This window comes from Streptomyces piniterrae, assembly GCF_005048155.1.
GTDB lineage: Bacteria > Actinomycetota > Actinomycetes > Streptomycetales > Streptomycetaceae > Streptomyces > Streptomyces piniterrae.
The window spans coordinates 848975-865056 of record NZ_SUMB01000003.1 but is presented as its reverse complement, the minus strand read 5'-3'; the positions used below and the strand labels follow the sequence as shown (position 1 = coordinate 865056).

Genomic DNA, 16082 nt, shown 5'->3' with positions numbered 1-16082 from the left:
ACGATCCCCCGGTCCCGACCACAGCCCCGACCACAGCCCCGATCACAGCCCCGATCACAGCCCCGATCACAGCCCTGATCACGGTCACTTCCCGAACGACTTGGCGGCGTCCTTCTCCAACTGCGCCTGAACACCCGCGACATCCGCCGGCTTCTTGAGGAAGTCCTGAAGGTCCTTCCACTCACCCTGACCCGGCTTGCCACCGAACCCGGCCGGCGCCTGATCGGACATGTCGAAGCGGAAGTCATCACCCGCCGCCACCAGCGCCTTGGCGATCTTCCGCATCACATCGTCGGCATACGCGGCCTGATCCAACTCCTTGTTGGGCGAAATGAACCCACCGGCCTGCGCCCAGATCTTCGCCGCGTCCGTCGACGCCAAAAACGTCAACAGCGCCTGCGCGGCCCTGCCATCCTTGAGCGCCACAGCCACATCGCCACCGGTCACCACAGGCGACTCGGCCCCCACCGCGGGAAACGCGAACACCTTGGCATCCGTACCGACCACGGCCTTCGTCTGGGCGATATTGGCCGCCGCGAAGTCCGCCGACGAGACCATCGCCCCCTTCGGGGCATCACCGCCACTGAACGCCTGGGTCACCGACGTCGGGAAATCCGTCTGCAACGCACCCGAATTGCCGCCCACCAGCAGATCCTTACGCCCGAAAAGCTGGCCGAGCGTCGTCAACGCCCGCTTGACCGTAGGATCCGTCCACTTGATCTCGTGCCGCGCCAACTGGTCGTACTTCTCCGGACCCGCCTGCGAGAGATACACATTCTCGAACCAGTCGGTCAGCGTCCAGCCATCCGAACCGCCGACCGACACCGGCTCCACACCCGACTCGGAGACCGTCTGCGCCACCTTGAGGAAGTCCCGCCACGACTTCGGCTCCCGCACACCGGCATCGTCGAACGCCTTGGCGTTGTACCAGACCAACGACTTGTTGCTGGCCTTGAAGTAGACACCGTACGGCGTGCCCTCATGGGCACCGAGATCCCGCCAGCCCTTGGTGTAGTTCCTGGCGAGCTGCGCCTTCGCGGTCGCCCCCAGCGGCTTGAGCCAGCCCTTCTTCGCGAACTCGTTGAGCACACCGACCTGTTGGAGCATCGCCACATCCGGCGGACCACCACCGGCGATCTTGGACCCGACGAACCCGGCCATATCGTCCCCACTGGGCACGAAGTCGACCTTGGCGCCGGTGCGCCGCTCGAACTCGTCCAGCACCTTGCCGAAGTTCTCCCGCTCGGCCCCCGTCCACACCGCGGTGACCTGGAGCCGCTGCCCATCGAGCTTGGGAAGCTTGACCGTAGGGGCCGTGCTGCCACCCCTGCCGCCGCCGCTGCCGTCGTCCTTGGTACCGCCGCTGCCGCAGCCGGCCAGCGCGAGGGCGCATGCGGCGGCCGCCGCCAGGCAGGCCGTGGCGCGTGCAACCGAGCGGTCATGTCGTGTGCGCATCCCCGTAGCCCCTTGTCGCCGCGTGCCGTACCAGGTGCGGAGGGCGCCGGCCCACGTCGTGCCGCGGCGCCCCCGCCGTGCGGGTGGTGCTCGTGCGGTTCCGTCCGTGCGGGTGGTGCGGGTGGTGCCGCTGTATGGCGCTGGTGCGCGCGGCGCCGTCGTGCGTGATGGCGTTGCAGGTGGTGCTTTCGCGCGTGTTCCGTCGTACGTGGTGCCGGCGTGCTCGGCGGCCTGCGCGGTGGTGCCCGCGGCGGCGCCGCCGTGTGCGCGTGTGCGACAGTCCTACGCCTCGATCACCGGGCCCGCAATACCGCCTTCCACGCCAACTGGACTTTTGTGATGGGGCTGTTACGGGTGCCGGGCAGCCACCGGCGACGGGCGCCAGGGCAGGCACCGGCTACGGGCGCCAGGGGCGCGGCCAAGGAGCCCGCCGGTCCCTCCGGTCCCACGGATGGGGACCCGCCGGTCACACGGGTGCCCGGCGTCACACCAGGGGCGGGCTGGGCGCCGCTCCCGAGGACTCGGCGGCGCGTTGCAGCGCGCTGGCCAGCAGGGCCAGGTCCGTGGGGCCGTTGCCCAGCTCGCGCAGCGGGCGCCGGGCCGGCGGGTCGCCCATCCGCTGCCACTCCAGCGGCACGACCGTCGGTCGCAGCGTGGATGTCCGGGGTATCCGCCCGGTCACCCGCCCGGCCTGGAACGGGATCGAGGAACCGTCCTCCGCACGGTGCAGTCGCCCGCGGCCGGGTGGCACCGGCTCGGAGGGGTTGCCGGGGCCGGCGGGGCCGGCGGGGTCTGTGGCGGTGCCCAACTGGACGCGCAGGCCGGCCCGTTCGCTGGTCGCGGTGTCGGCGGTACGGTCCGGATGGCCGGTGGCGGCGATCAGGTGGACGCCCAGCGCTGCGCCGTCACGGGCGACCGCCTCCAGGGCGCGCACCACGGAACCGGCGGCCGGGCGGCCCGTGCTGCCCAGGGCCGGGGAGACCAGGGCGTCGAAGTCGTCGACGAGGACGAACAGCCGGGGCATGGGGGCCGCGGGCCCCTCGCGGTCCCGGGGATTGTCGGACGAGGGCGAGGGCGAGGACGAGTGCGAGGGGGCTGAGGGGGTGGCTGGTGAGGGGTCGGTGCTGCGGGCCCGGAGGCGCAGAGTTCCTGTGTTCGTGTTTGAGGTACCTGTGCTTGAGGTTCCGGTGCTTGGGCTCGATGGGGTGGTCGTCGGGGGCGTCGGGGCCTCTGCTGCTGTGTCGCCTGGGCCGCTTCCTTCCTCTTTACGGCAACAATTACGGAGAGTGATTTGTTCCTGCGCTCCGTGACTTCCTTCGGCGGTTCTGGTCGTTCCGGTCGTTCGGCCGGTCGCTTCGTCGGCGGTCTCGGTTGAGCGTCGTGGGGCGATGATGCGGGGGGCCGGGAGGTGTTTGGCGCGCCAGTCGGCGAAGGGGGTGCCGGCCAGTATTTCCGCGCGCCGCTTCAGTTCGGAGGACAGCGCCTGCGCGAACTCGCGCATCCGGACCGGGTCGGAGGCGGCGAGGTATGTCGTGACGTGCGGCAGGTCGGTGCATACCCGCAGGCCTTCGCCGCGTTCGCTGCCGCCGCCGTCCACCAGCACCAGCGACAGCAGATCCGGGCGGTCCGCGGCGGCGAGCGAGGCGGCCAGCGACCGCAGCAGTTCGGTCTTGCCGGTGGCCGTCGCGCCCTCCAGGAGGAGATGCGAGCCGTCGGCGGCGAGGTCGGCGGCCAGCGGGCCGTGCGGGCCCGCGCCGAGCACCGCGGCGGCGCCGGGCCGGTCGGTGTCCATGGCGGCGGCCCAACGGGCCATCAGGGAAGCGGGGGTGGCCCGGGCCAGCCCCAGTTCGTCCAGCAGCCGGGCGGAGTCGGGCAGCGGGGCGGCCGCGCGGTGGACCGTACGGCCGCCGACGGTTGTGGTCGTGTCGGCCTCCCGCAGGGGGGCCAGTGCGCGGGCGAAGCGTTCGGCCCAGGCTCCGGAGACGGCGTCCAGCGTCGCGACCGTGCCGTTCGGCCCGGAGCCGGGTTGGACGACGCGCAGTGCGGTGGCGACGTCGCCGCTGAGCACCGCCACCGCGCCGCACTCGCCGAAGGCGGGTGACGCCGCCCTGGCCGCCTCGTACGTCGCGGCCAGCGGGAAGGCGGGGGAGGCGGCCGGCGTCTCGGCCAGGCAGATCAGGTGGATGCCGGCCGCCGGGCCGCCCGAGGCGAGCCGGGCCGTGGTCTCGCGCAGCGCCGACGAGCCGGGGTCGCCGTCGACGATCACGAGGGTGCAGGTGCCCTGGTGCCGGGCCGCGGCGGAGGCGATGTCGGCGCGGTCGGCGCTGGCCCAGCCGGGGCCCAGGGGCCCGTCGTCCAGCCGCCGCACCAGTTCGGCCGTACGGGCCGTGGCCTGCTCCTTGTCGTAGGCGAGCAGCAGTCGGCAGTCCTGGCCGTGTGCCGGGCGGACGTGTGGCAGCCAGCCGAGCCAGGACCAGTCGGCGACCCGTTCCTCGGTGCTGTGTGCCCGGTCGGTGCTGATCAGGACGATTTCGAGGGTGGCGGGGGAGTGCAGGGCGGCGAGCTGGGCGACGGCGGCGCGGGCCAGTCCGGCCAGGCGGGCGCGCGGCCCGGCGAGACCGAGGGAGCCGGCCCGGCGCAGTGCGACGGTGACCGGCACGGCCCGCCGGCCGCCGGCCTTGGTGGCGGTGCCGAGCCGGACGGTCAGCGCGTCGGGGTGGTCCTGGCCGCGCTCCCAGAGCCGGGGGCCGGGGCCGAGCGCCGTCAGCAGGATCGCGGCGGCGTCCGGCCAGCGTTCGTGTGCGGTGGCGTCGGAGGCGTCGGACGTGTCCGTCGGCGTCGACGGGGCGGCCGCCGGCGGGAGGCTCGTGACCTGCTCCGGTGCCGTCGCGGGCACGGCGGGCGGTGCCACGGCCGACCGGCCGCCGGCCAGCCGCCGCGCCCAGGCGCCGATGCCGCCGCGCCGCGCGCCCTTACGGGTCGCGTCGGCCGGTGCCAGTGACTGCTGCCCGCCGTGCGTCAGGTCCTGTGCGCCGGCCGGGGCTTCCTGGGTGCGCTCCCGGACGCCGGGCCCGAAACCGTCCGCCGGGACGGCGTGCCGGGACGTGCCGTAGGTGTGGTCGGTGGGCTCGGTGGGCTCGGTGCGCTGGGGGTGGCCGGCGGGGCGGTCGTCCGGGCGGTTGCCGGGGACGTTGTCGGGGGTGGTGCCGCGCAGCGGGGTGTCGAGGCGGTTCGTCCCGCCGGCCGGTGCGTGGGCCGGAGCCGCTGCGGTGGGCCGGCTGTCCCCGGCGCCTCGGACCTCGGCGCCGTAGGGGTCGTACGGGCCGTCCCAGGAGTCGGCGGCCGGGTGGCCGGGGTGGCCCGCGGGGGTGGTGCCGTCGGCGTCGCCGGGCCGTGTGTGCCGGGCGCCGCTCTCGGGCGGGCGGGTGGTGTGGGTGCCGGGGCGGTCTTCTCCCGGGGCGGGCCGGTGCACGGCGGCGCCGCCGGACTCCCCGTGTGTGCCGGAGGCGTACGTACCGGACGGGTACGGACCTGACGCGTATGCACCGGGCGTCCCGGATGCACCGGGCGTCCCGGATTCCGCCGTCCCGGACGGCGGGGAGAACTGCGGCCCCGCCGGACCGGCCGCCCCGGCATGGCCACCACCGGCCGGGCCGGCCGCTCCCGGGTACGCGCCGGCTACCGGGCCGGCCGCTCCGCCGTACCCACTCTCAGGACGGGGCCCACCCTCAGGACGCGACCCTCCGACCTCACGACCGGGCCCTCCGCCGTACCCACCGTCAGGACCAGGCCCTCCGGCGTACGCACCACCCTCCGGCCCGACGGCCCCGGGGCGCGCCCCGCCGTCCGTGCCGGCCGCCCTGGCATACGCACCCTCCGGCCCGTGGGAAGACGGTCCGCCCGACGCCCCGGGCGATCCCTGTGCCGCCCCGTACCCGCCCGGCACCCCGCTCGATCCGTGTCCCGCCCCGTGCCCGTCGACCCGCTCCGTGAGCCCCGCCGCGATCCGCCCGGCGGCCGCCGCGTCGGACCCGCCGGCACCGGAACCCGGACGGAGGCCCGGACGGAAACCCGGAAGGCCCGGGTCTGCCTCTGAGCCACCGTCAGTTCCCGTGCCGCCGGCCGCTCCCGCCGCGATCCGCAGATGCCCCTCGCCGTCGGGCGTGGCGGGCAGTGCCGGGTCCGGGGAGCCGGGGGACGGCTGGAGTCGGAGGGCCGATTCGCCGACCCGCAGGAGGGCGCCGGGGCGCAGGGGGGTGGGCTGTTCGCCGAGGTCGGCGCCGTCGACGGCGGTGCCGTTGGTGGAGCGCAGGTCGGCGACGAGGACCGAGCCGTCCGGCTCGACGGTCACGGCGCAGTGCAGCCGGGAGACGTCCGGGTCGTCGAGGGGGACGTCCGCGTCGGCGGAGCGGCCGATGCGGATCTGGCCGCCGTGCAGCAGATGGACGCCGCCGGCATCGGGTCCGGAGACGACGCGGAGCCGGGCGGGGCCGTGCGGCAGGCCGTGGGCCGGGGCGGGCCCGGGGCCCTGGAGGGAGAGCACCGCGCCGTCGATCAGCGGCGGCTCGCCGATGGCCGCGCGCTGCGGATCGAGCCGCTCGGTGCCCGCGTACAGCACGACGGGGGCGCTGCCGCCGCCGCTGCTTCTGCCCGACCCGCTGCTCCGGCCGCCGACATCCGCTCCGGAGCCGGCCACGGACGCGGCGAGCGAGCCGGCCACCGACGCCAGCGCGGTCCCGGCGGGGGCCGTGACGAGCACGTCGCAGGCCCGGGTGGTGTGGCCGCTGCGCGGCCCGAGGACGGTCAGCCGGATCTGCATCGCCGTCAACGGTCCCTTCTGCCGGGGAATCCGGCCGGGGCCGCGCTACCGCGCTTCCTCCCCCGCCGCACCCGAGCACGTCGGCACGTACATGTCCCTAGTGCACGTCGCGACAAAGACCGCGCGCCCCCACCGCATGCGTGCTGGGTGCATCCTCGCACCTGCCACTGACAACACGCCCGTCGACCGTCACTCCGTGATCTTGATTGGTCTCCTAAGGGCCAAAAAGTGCCTGCTTGCGTACGGGGAACGGTCTGAATCCGATCGCCGTGGTCATCAGGGCGGAGCGCAACCATCTGTCCGGAACTCACGTCTTCCCCACAAGCCCCGCCGGGCCGCCGAGCCGAAAGGCGTGTTCGACGGCACTACAGTGGGGCGGAGGTGCCGCGAGCCGGGTCATGACCTTCCGGAAGCGGCCCTGACCGGGCCGGACGGGTCTGACCCAGCGGGCCGGGCAAGAGATCCACCACGACCAGGGAGCGCATGACGTGCGGCCGGTAGGCAGCAAGTACCTGCTCGAGGAGCCGCTGGGACGCGGCGCCACGGGCACCGTCTGGCGTGCGCGTCAGCGGGAGACGGCGGGAGCCGAGGCCGCCGTGGCGGGGGAGCCCGGTGAGACCGTCGCGATCAAGGTCCTCAAGGAGGAGCTGGCGCACGACGCGGATGTGGTGATGCGCTTCCTGCGCGAGCGCTCCGTCCTCCTGCGGCTCACCCACCCCAACATCGTCCGCACCCGCGACCTCGTCGTCGAGGGTGATCTGCTGGCGCTGGTCATGGACCTGGTCGACGGCCCCGACCTGCACCGCTATCTGCGCGACAACGGGCCCTTCAGCCCGATGGCCGCCTCGCTGCTGACCGCGCAGATCGCCGACGCGCTGGCGGCCAGCCACGCCGACGGTGTGGTGCACCGCGACCTCAAGCCCGCCAACGTCCTGCTCGCCGGGTCCGACGGCACCGGCGAGATGCACCCGATGCTGACCGACTTCGGCATCGCCCGCCTCGCCGACTCCCCGGGCCTGACCCGCACCCACGAGTTCGTCGGCACCCCCGCCTATGTGGCGCCGGAGTCCGCCGAGGGCCGCCCGCAGACCTCCGCCGTCGACATCTACGGCGCCGGCATCCTGCTGTACGAGCTGGTCACCGGCCGTCCGCCGTTCGCCGGGGCGACCGCCCTGGAGGTGCTGCACCGCCACCTCAGCGAGGAGCCGCGCCGTCCCAGCACGGTGCCCGAACCGCTGTGGACGGTCATAGAGCGCTGTCTGCGCAAGCGGCCCGAGGAGCGGCCCAGCGCCGAGAACCTGGCCCGCGCGCTGCGCACCGTCGCGGCCGGCGTCGGGGTGCACGCCACCCCGACGGAGGCGGAGGCCGCGCTCGGCGTCGCCGCGCTGCTCGCGCCCGATCCGGCGCCGACGGCCGTCCCCGGTACGGGCGCCGACGCGGCCCAGGGCACCGGGGACGCCGACCCCACCCAGGTGCTCCCGTCCAACGCGGGCTCCTACGACCCGGCCGCCGCGACCAGCGTGCTGCCGTCGACCGGCGGCCCCGGCTACGGCCAGGGCGGCGCCGACCCGACGCGCGCCATGCCGCCGATGCCCGCCGGCGCGCCCCAGGGCGGGCCGCAGGAGCCGGAGGGGCCCCACCCGTGGGAGTCCCAGATGCGGGCCGCCCGCGACCGCAACGAGCAGACCCAGGTCCAGTACCTGAACCCCGACGAGGACCCGCTGCGCCGCCGCCCCCAGCGCCGCCCGTCGGCCCCGCAGCAGCCGCCCCAGCAGCAGCCGCAGTACCGCCAGCAGCAGCCCCCGGCACCGGCGCCGTACGCACCGCAGCGCCGCCCGGAGCCGCAGCCGCAGCGGTACGAACCGCAGCGCCCGCCCGCTCCCGAGCCCCGGCCCCGCCGCGAGCCGCGGCAGCGCAGCGCCAACCCGATGAAGATCCCCGGCCTGGGCTGCCTCAAGGGCTGCCTGTTCGTGGTGATCATCCTGTTCGTGGCGGGCTGGCTGGTGTGGGAGCTGACCCCGCTCCAGGAGTGGATCGGCACGACCAAGGGCTACTTCGACCAGATCGCGGCCGTCGTCAACGACGTGTCGGACTGGATCAAGGGATTGAAGCTCTAGGCCTGACCCAACCGAAAGGCCCTGCCTCTTGCCGTCGGCCCGGCCCCTGACCTGGGGGCCGGGCCGACGGCTGCGACGCGCGACTCCCTCCGTCGCAAGGTCATCTCCATCGATTGCGATGTCATCGATTTGTCGACTTCCGGCGGGCGATTTCCCCCACAGAAGTGAAGGTTGCTGCCAACCAGGGCACGCAGCCCCCCGGCACCCGCGTAGCTTTGACGCCAACTTCAGCCCCCGCGGGACGCTCGGGGGCCCGACACGTCGGAGCAGTCTTGGCACGGAAGATCGGCAGCCGGTACACCGCCCACCAGATCCTGGGACGCGGCAGTGCCGGCACGGTATGGCTGGGCGAGGGTCCCGAAGGGGCCGTGGCCATCAAGCTGTTGCGTGAGGATCTCGCCTCCGACCAGGAGCTCGTCGGCCGCTTCGTACAGGAGCGGGCGGCGCTGCTGAGCCTGGACCACCCGCACGTCGTCGGCGTCCGCGATCTCGTCGTCGACGGCAACGACCTGGCCCTGGTCATGGACCTCGTACGGGGCACCGACCTGCGCACCCGGCTGGAGCGCGAGCGCCGGCTGGCCCCGGAGGCGGCCGTCGCCATCGCCGCCGACGTCGCCGACGCGCTCGCCGCCGCGCACGCGGCCAGGATCGTGCACCGCGACGTCAAGCCGGAGAACGTCCTCCTCGACATGCAGGGCGCCCTCGGCCCCGGTGGCGCGCACCCCGCGCTGCTCACCGACTTCGGCATCGCCCGCCTCGTCGACTCGCCCCGCACGACCCGCACCACCAAGGTCATCGGCACCCCCGACTACCTCGCCCCGGAGATCATCGAGGGCCTCCCGCCGCGTGCCTCCGTGGACGTCTACGCGCTGGCCACCGTCCTGTACGAGCTCCTCGCCGGCTTCACGCCCTTCGGCGGCGGCCACCCGGGGGCGGTGCTGCGCCGCCATGTCACCGAGAGCGTCGCGCCGCTGCCCGGCATCCCCGACGAGCTCTGGCAGCTGCTCCTGCAGTGCCTGGCCAAGGCCCCCGCCTCCCGGCTGCGCGCGCCCGAACTGGCCGCGCGGCTGCGCGAGATGCTGCCCGGACTGGCCGGCATCCCGCCCCTGGACATCGACGAGCCGGACGGCGACCACCCGGAGGACGAGCCCGACGGGACGTCCCCCGGGGCCCGCGAGGAAACGCTTTACCCGCCGGTGGCGCCGGGCGATGCCACCCCGCCGCGCGGCGCGGTGCCGCTCGTCCAGGGCGCCGCGCCCGACTCCAACCGGGAGACGCACACGAGCATGCGCGTCCCGGGTCCCGACGAACTCGCGGGCGGCGCGCACGGCACCGCGCGGGCCCCACGGGTCACCGGCGAGCGCCGCGCGGGCTCGGCCCGCCACGCGTCGCCGGCGGCGGTGCGCCGCCGCCGCATCAAGCTCGGCGCGGCGGCCGCCGCGGTGGCGTTGGCCGCGGGCGTCGCCGGAGTACTGGCCTCCGGCGACGACGACGGGGGCGACGCGAAGCCGGGGGTTCACCAGTCGGAGCCGGACGGGCCCTGACGATCCGCGCGTCCGATGGGCTTGGGCTGCGGTTGGGGGGCACGTAAGCGATCAGGCGCGCCTTGTGAGCAGGATCACAAGAAGCCGGACGGGAAACGGTCGCCCCCACCACCCACGCCCGCCGCAGGCGCGACGGCGGGAAACCCCCGCGGCGGGACGGTCGAAAACGGGGCGAGCACAGTTGTCTGCGGCAGCCGTTAGGCTGGGTGCGTGGCAGTCGTCGATGTTTCCGAAGAGCTGAAGTCCCTCTCCTCGACCATGGGGTCGATCGAGGCCGTCCTGGACCTCGACAAGATGAGGGCCGATATCGCCGTGCTCGAGGAGCAGGCCGCGGCGCCGTCCCTGTGGGACGACCCGGAGAGCGCGCAGAAGATCACCAGCCAGCTGTCGTTCCTGCAGGGCCAGCTGCGCCGGGCCGAGGAGCTGCGCGGCCGGGTCGACGACCTCGAGGTGCTCTTCGAGCTCGCCGAGGCCGAGGACGACGAGGACGCCCGCGTGGAGGCCGAGGCCGAGCTGGAGTCCGTCCGCAAGGCGGTGGACGAGCTGGAGGTCCGCACCCTGCTGTCCGGCGAGTACGACTCCCGTGAGGCGGTCGTCAACATCCGCGCCGAGGCCGGCGGGGTGGACGCCGCCGACTTCGCCGAGAAGCTCCAGCGGATGTATCTGCGCTGGGCCGAGCGCCACGGCTACAAGACCGAGCTGTACGAGACGTCGTACGCGGAAGAGGCCGGCATCAAGTCGACCACCTTCTCCGTCCAGGTGCCGTACGCCTACGGCACGTTGTCCGTGGAGCAGGGCACGCACCGTCTGGTGCGTATCTCGCCGTTCGACAACCAGGGCCGCCGCCAGACCTCGTTCGCGGGTGTCGAGGTGCTGCCCGTGGTCGAGAAGACCGACCACATCGAGATCGACGAGTCCGAGCTGCGGGTGGACGTCTACCGGTCGTCCGGGCCCGGTGGCCAGGGCGTGAACACCACGGACTCGGCGGTCCGGCTGACGCACATCCCCACCGGCATCGTCGTCTCCTGTCAGAACGAGCGCTCGCAGATCCAGAACAAGGCGTCCGCGATGAACGTCCTCCAGGCCAAGCTGCTCGAACGCCGCCGCCAGGAGGAGCAGGCCAAGATGGACGCGCTCAAGGGCGACGGCGGCAACTCCTGGGGCAACCAGATGCGTTCGTACGTCCTGCACCCTTACCAGATGGTCAAGGACCTGCGGACCGAGTTCGAGGTCGGCAACCCGACGGCCGTGCTGGACGGCGACATCGACGGCTTCCTGGAGGCCGGGATCCGCTGGCGCAAGCAGCAGGAGAAGTAGCCAAGCGGGGAAGCGGGCGGCTTCTGACGCGCCCTCTGCGGGCCTTCCGGCGCCCCTTTTTGACCCCGGAACGCCTCCGGAAAGCCCCCGGAAACACCCGCAAACACCAGGAAACAACTGCCACTCCTCGGAGGGCAGTTGTTTTTGATGTGGCGGTTAGGTCACAGTCGTACGTCCATGTAACGCCCATCCCACGGCAATTCGGGCATCGAGCCTTTATTCGACCTTGACGATGTTGGGAGAACTGGGAAGGCTTGGCGCGGCATGCGTATGTCTGGGGCGCGTGTATGAACGGGGAGATTGAGTGGCCTGCCTGCTGTGCGGCGTCGTGACTCGGGTACCCCCATCGGCCGTCGCCCCGTACAGCGATGCACCATTGACAGTTCAGCTACTGGGGGTAGCAGGCACATGACGAAGAAGACGCGGCTGCGCGTAGCGCGCATTGCGGCCGGTGCGGTGATCGCGGCCGGTGCGTCGCTCACCGCGGCCGGCGCCGCTTCCGCGGCCAGCCCGGGTGACACCGGCGGCAGCGACGGCGGCATCATCGGCGGGATCATCGGCGGGATCATCGGCGGCGGCGACTCCGGTGGTGACACCGGCGGCGACAGCGGTGGCGACACCGGTGGTGACACCGGCGGCGACAACGGTGGCGAGATCGGCGGCGGCGAGATCGGCGGCGGCGAGGACGGCGGTGACAGCGGCAGCGTGATCGGCGGTGACTCCGGCTCCACCGGCGACAGCGGCTCCACCGGCGACTCGGGCTCCACTGGCGACAGCGGCTCCACCGGCGACAGCGGCAGCACCGGCGACTCCGGCTCGACCGGCGACTCCGGCAGCACCGGCGACTCGGGCTCCACCGGCGACTCCGGCTCCACCGGTGACTCCGGCTCCACCGGTAACTCCGGTTCCACCGGCAACTCCGGCGGTAACGGCAACTCCGGCTCGACCGGTAACTCCGGCTCCACCGGCGACTCCGGCAGCACCACCGGTGACGGCACGGGCACCGACAACGAGAACACCCAGCCCGCCGAGCAGCCGGGCCAGGGCAAGGAGCAGATCACCGACACTCCTGGCCAGGCCAAGCAGCAGGCCAAGGGTGGCGAGCTGGCCGAGACCGGTTCCTCCGGTACGACCGTCCTGCTCATCGGCGCGGCGACCATGATCGCGGGCGGTGTGGGCTTCCGTATGCTGCCCCGCCTGATCAACAAGAACGGTGGCGGCGCGGCAGCGGCCTGACGCTGACGCGGCACACAGTCGCCCAGCCACGTAGCCGGACGGCTACGCGGCGCAACGAAGGGCCCGGGACGCGCTCGCGTCCCGGGCCCTTCGGGTGTCTGAGGGGCGACGGCCCCACCCATGCCCCAGAGTGCCGACAGCCCCCTCAACGGGCCTCAGTCACCGCTTCACGGGCGTCCTGCCGGTATCCCTAGCCGCCCTGGACGGCCTGGCTGAGCAGCACACCGACCGCGATCAGCAGGACCAGCAGTGCCACCAGCATCGCGGGGTTGAGCTGGGCGAACATCCCGCCCGCCTGATGCCGAAGATGCTCCCTGCTCGCCCGGCACACAGGGCAGCGGCCCTCGCTCACAGGGGCCGCGCAGTTGGCGCACACCAATCGGTCGTACGTCATGCGACCTCCTTCTCCACTGCGCCAACGCACCGGAAGGCGCATTGGTTCCCCCTACCACTGTGCCAGGTCCCCGACGGAACGGCGCGCCCCGTGGAATTCCCGCTGAATCCCGGCCGCATCCGGGCCGAATCCTCGCGAAATTGTGCGCCTTTTGTCCCGTAGATGCCGTGAAGAACGGCACCAACCCATGACGGTGACTGCACCGGAACGCGAGGTTCGCGTAGGGTCACGCTCACCGACGGGAAGCCGTGACCCGGCAACCGTGCCCCTATCCAGGTCGACCGTGGTGCATCAGTGATCCGATTCGACAACGTCTCCAAGACCTACCCGAAGCAGAACCGCCCCGCGCTCAGGGACGTCTCCCTGGAGATCGAGCGCGGCGAGTTCGTCTTCCTGGTGGGCTCCTCGGGCTCCGGTAAGTCCACCTTCCTGCGGCTGCTCCTGCGCGAGGAGCGGGCCAGCCATGGCCATGTGCACGTACTGGGGAAGGACCTCGCGAAGCTGTCCAACTGGAAGGTGCCGCAGATGCGGCGCCAGGTCGGCACGGTCTTCCAGGACTTCCGGCTGCTCCCCAACAAGACGGTGGGGCAGAACGTCGCCTTCGCGCTCGAGGTCATCGGCAAGCCGCGCGGACAGATCCGCAAGACGGTTCCCGAGGTCCTCGAACTCGTCGGCCTCGGTGGCAAAGAGGACCGTATGCCCGGTGAGCTCTCCGGTGGTGAACAGCAGCGCGTCGCCATCGCGCGGGCCTTCGTGAACCGCCCGATGCTGCTCATCGCGGACGAGCCCACCGGAAACCTCGACCCGCAGACCTCCGTCGGCATCATGAAGCTGCTGGACCGGATCAACAGGACCGGTACGACGGTGGTCATGGCCACCCACGACCAGCAGATCGTCGACCAGATGCGCAAGCGGGTCATGGAACTCGAAAAGGGCCGGCTCGTACGCGACCAGTCGCGCGGCGTGTACGGCTACCAGCACTGAAAGGACGCCATGCGCGCCCAGTTCGTCCTGTCGGAGATCGGCGTCGGTCTCCGCCGTAACCTCACGATGACCTTCGCCGTCATCGTCTCCGTCGCCCTCTCGCTCGGCCTGTTCGGCGCGTCGCTGCTGATGCGCGACCAGGTCAGCACGATGAAGGGCTACTGGTACGACAAGGTCAACGTCTCGATCTTCTTCTGCAACAAGAACGATGCCGCGGCCGGCACCAACTGCGCCAAGGGCGCCGCCACCCAGCAGCAGAAGGACGACATCAAGGCCGAGCTGAACCGGCTGCCGATCGTGCAGAAGCCGGTCCAGTACGAGTCCAGCGACCAGGCGTACAAGCACTACAAGGAGCAGTTCGGCGACACGCCCGTCGCCGGGCTGGTGACGCCCGACCAGCTCCCGGAGTCGTTCCGCGTCAAGCTGAAGGACCCGACGAAGTACTCGGTCATCAAGTCGGCGTTCTCCGAGCGGCCCGGTGTGCAGGAGGTACAGGACCAACGGGACACCGTTGAGCCGCTGTTCAACCTGCTCAACGGCATGAATATCGCCGCACTGTGTGTGATGGGGCTGATGCTGGTCGTTGCGCTGATGCTGATCGTCAACACCGTGCGGGTGTCGGCGTTCAGCCGGAGGCGGGAGACGGGGATCATGCGGCTGGTGGGAGCGTCCAGCTTCTACATCCAGATGCCGTTCATCCTGGAGGCCGCCATCGCCGGCCTGCTCGGCGCCGCGTTCGCCTGCGTGCTGATCGTCGGCGGCAAGTACATCCTGGTCAACAACTGGCTGGCGGAGAAGATCCAGGTCATCAACTTCATCGGCTGGGACTCGGTGGCCGCGGTACTGCCCCTGGTGCTGCTCATCGGGCTGCTGATGCCCGCTCTGGCCGCGTTTTTCGCACTGCGCAAGTACCTCAAGGTGTGAGCTTTGCCAAGGGCGCCGTACGGTCAACTCACCGTGCGGCGCCCTTTTGTCGCCTAGACTCACCGGCATGTCGGGCCCGTGTTCGTACGACCGGCCTCGCCGCATTCGCCGCGGGGCGGCCCTGACGTTGGTATTTGCGAGCATGCTCGCCACCGGCGCGGCAACCGGGATCTGGAGCGACGGCGCCGAGGGCGCCGAGTCGCGGCCCGCCGGCAGCCCGATAGCTGCCGGACACGCCCCCGCCGCCCGTACCGCGGACCGCGAGGCCGTCGAACGGGCCGCCTCCCAGGCCATCGAGGACGGCAAGTCCGGGTCGAAGGCCGCCGCCGACGTCGTCAGCCGCAGCGGCGACCGCTGGTCAACGGTCTACACGGCCGGCGAGTTCGAGGACTTCCAGCAGCAGTTGGACGGCGCGTACGTCGGCGTCGGCCTCTGGGTACGGCAGGCGGACGGTGGCCGGATCGCGGTGTCCCGCGTCCAGCCCGGCAGCCCCGCCGCCCGCGCCGGGATCGCCGTCGGCGACCGGCTCCGCGCCATCGACGGCCGGGCCTCCCAGGGCCGGCCGGTCACCGAGATCGTCGGCCGGCTGCGCGGCGTCCCCCAGGGAGCGCGCGGCCCCGCCGCCGGCGCCGGCACCCCCGTCGAGCTGGACCTCCAGCGCGGCGACCGGCGCTGGACCACGACCCTGCACCGCACCCGCCTCAGCACCCAGAACGTCACCGTCGACCGCGTGGGCGGCCGCCACGGACTGACCCGCATCAAGATCACCGCGTTCGCCAAGGGCACCGGAGCGGAGGTCCGCCGGGCGGTCCGCGACGCCTCCCCGCACGGCGGACTCCTGCTCGACCTGCGGGGCAACACCGGCGGCCTGGTCACCGAGGCCGTCGCCACCGCCTCCGCCTTCCTGGACGGCGGCCTGGTCGCCACCTACGACGTCGACGGCAGCCAACGCGCCCTGTACGCCGAGGGCCACGGCGACACCCGGATCCCGCTGGTGGTGCTGGTCGACGGCGGCACGATGAGCGCCGGCGAACTGCTGGCCGGCGCCCTCCAGGACCGCGGCCGGGCGATCGTCGTCGGCTCACCGACCTTCGGCAAGGGCTCGGTGCAGATGCCCACCGAGCTGCCCGACGGCTCGGTCGCCGAGCTGACCGTCGGCCACTACCGCACACCGTCGGGCCGGGCCGTCGACGGCCATGGCATCACCCCCGACCTGATCGTCGACGGCGGGGCGGAGAAACGGGCCCGCACGGTATTGAGTGGCCTCGGCACGGGTGCTTAGTGCGAAAATG

The 16082-nt window shown here is 72.6% G+C and carries 10 protein-coding genes; 7 read left to right on the top strand and 3 right to left on the bottom strand.

Annotated elements, in window-relative coordinates:
• Positions 1-84: 84 nt before the first annotated feature.
• Complete coding sequence (locus FCH28_RS12540) at positions 85-1455, bottom strand: ABC transporter substrate-binding protein (protein WP_136739877.1); 1371 nt, start codon at positions 1453-1455, stop codon at positions 85-87.
• 484 nt (positions 1456-1939) lie between these two features.
• Positions 1940-6274 (bottom strand): FtsK/SpoIIIE domain-containing protein, encoded by a 4335-nt coding sequence (locus FCH28_RS12535; RefSeq protein WP_136739977.1) that lies wholly within the window; start codon positions 6272-6274, stop codon positions 1940-1942.
• 488 nt (positions 6275-6762) lie between these two features.
• Here FCH28_RS12535 and FCH28_RS12530 point away from each other — a divergent pair, with 488 nt between their 5' ends.
• From FCH28_RS12530 to FCH28_RS12515, 4 genes are all read left to right on the top strand, one after another.
• The gene (locus FCH28_RS12530; protein WP_136739876.1) at positions 6763-8391 is read left to right on the top strand and encodes a serine/threonine-protein kinase; all 1629 of its coding nucleotides are present in this window, start codon (positions 6763-6765) and stop codon (positions 8389-8391) included.
• Between the two features lie 272 nt (positions 8392-8663).
• Positions 8664-9935 (top strand): serine/threonine-protein kinase, encoded by a 1272-nt coding sequence (locus tag FCH28_RS12525; RefSeq protein ID WP_136739875.1) that lies wholly within the window; start codon positions 8664-8666, stop codon positions 9933-9935.
• Between the two features lie 210 nt (positions 9936-10145).
• Positions 10146-11252: a peptide chain release factor 2 gene (gene prfB, locus FCH28_RS12520; protein WP_136739874.1), complete on the top strand. Its 1107-nt coding sequence runs from the start codon at positions 10146-10148 to the stop codon at positions 11250-11252.
• Between the two features lie 408 nt (positions 11253-11660).
• On the top strand, positions 11661-12488 hold the full coding sequence (locus tag FCH28_RS12515) for a hypothetical protein (RefSeq protein ID WP_136739873.1): 828 nt from the start codon (positions 11661-11663) through the stop codon (positions 12486-12488).
• Between the two features lie 190 nt (positions 12489-12678).
• Here the strand turns inward: FCH28_RS12515 and FCH28_RS12510 are convergent, their stop codons facing one another.
• Positions 12679-12882, bottom strand: coding sequence for a hypothetical protein (locus tag FCH28_RS12510; RefSeq protein ID WP_136739872.1), 204 nt, complete (start codon positions 12880-12882; stop codon positions 12679-12681).
• Between the two features lie 294 nt (positions 12883-13176).
• On the opposite strand from FCH28_RS12510, the gene ftsE reads away from it, so the two are divergent.
• From ftsE to FCH28_RS12495, 3 genes are all read left to right on the top strand, one after another.
• Positions 13177-13866 carry a cell division ATP-binding protein FtsE gene (ftsE, locus tag FCH28_RS12505; protein WP_136739871.1) on the top strand — a complete coding sequence of 230 codons (690 nt, stop codon included), beginning with the start codon at positions 13177-13179 and terminating at the stop codon, positions 13864-13866.
• Positions 13867-13875: 9 nt separating this feature from the next.
• Positions 13876-14790 (top strand): permease-like cell division protein FtsX, encoded by a 915-nt coding sequence (gene ftsX, locus FCH28_RS12500; protein WP_136739870.1) that lies wholly within the window; start codon positions 13876-13878, stop codon positions 14788-14790.
• A 67-nt stretch (positions 14791-14857) separates the two neighbouring features.
• Positions 14858-16072 (top strand): S41 family peptidase, encoded by a 1215-nt coding sequence (locus FCH28_RS12495; RefSeq protein ID WP_136739869.1) that lies wholly within the window; start codon positions 14858-14860, stop codon positions 16070-16072.
• Positions 16073-16082: the final 10 nt, after the last annotated feature.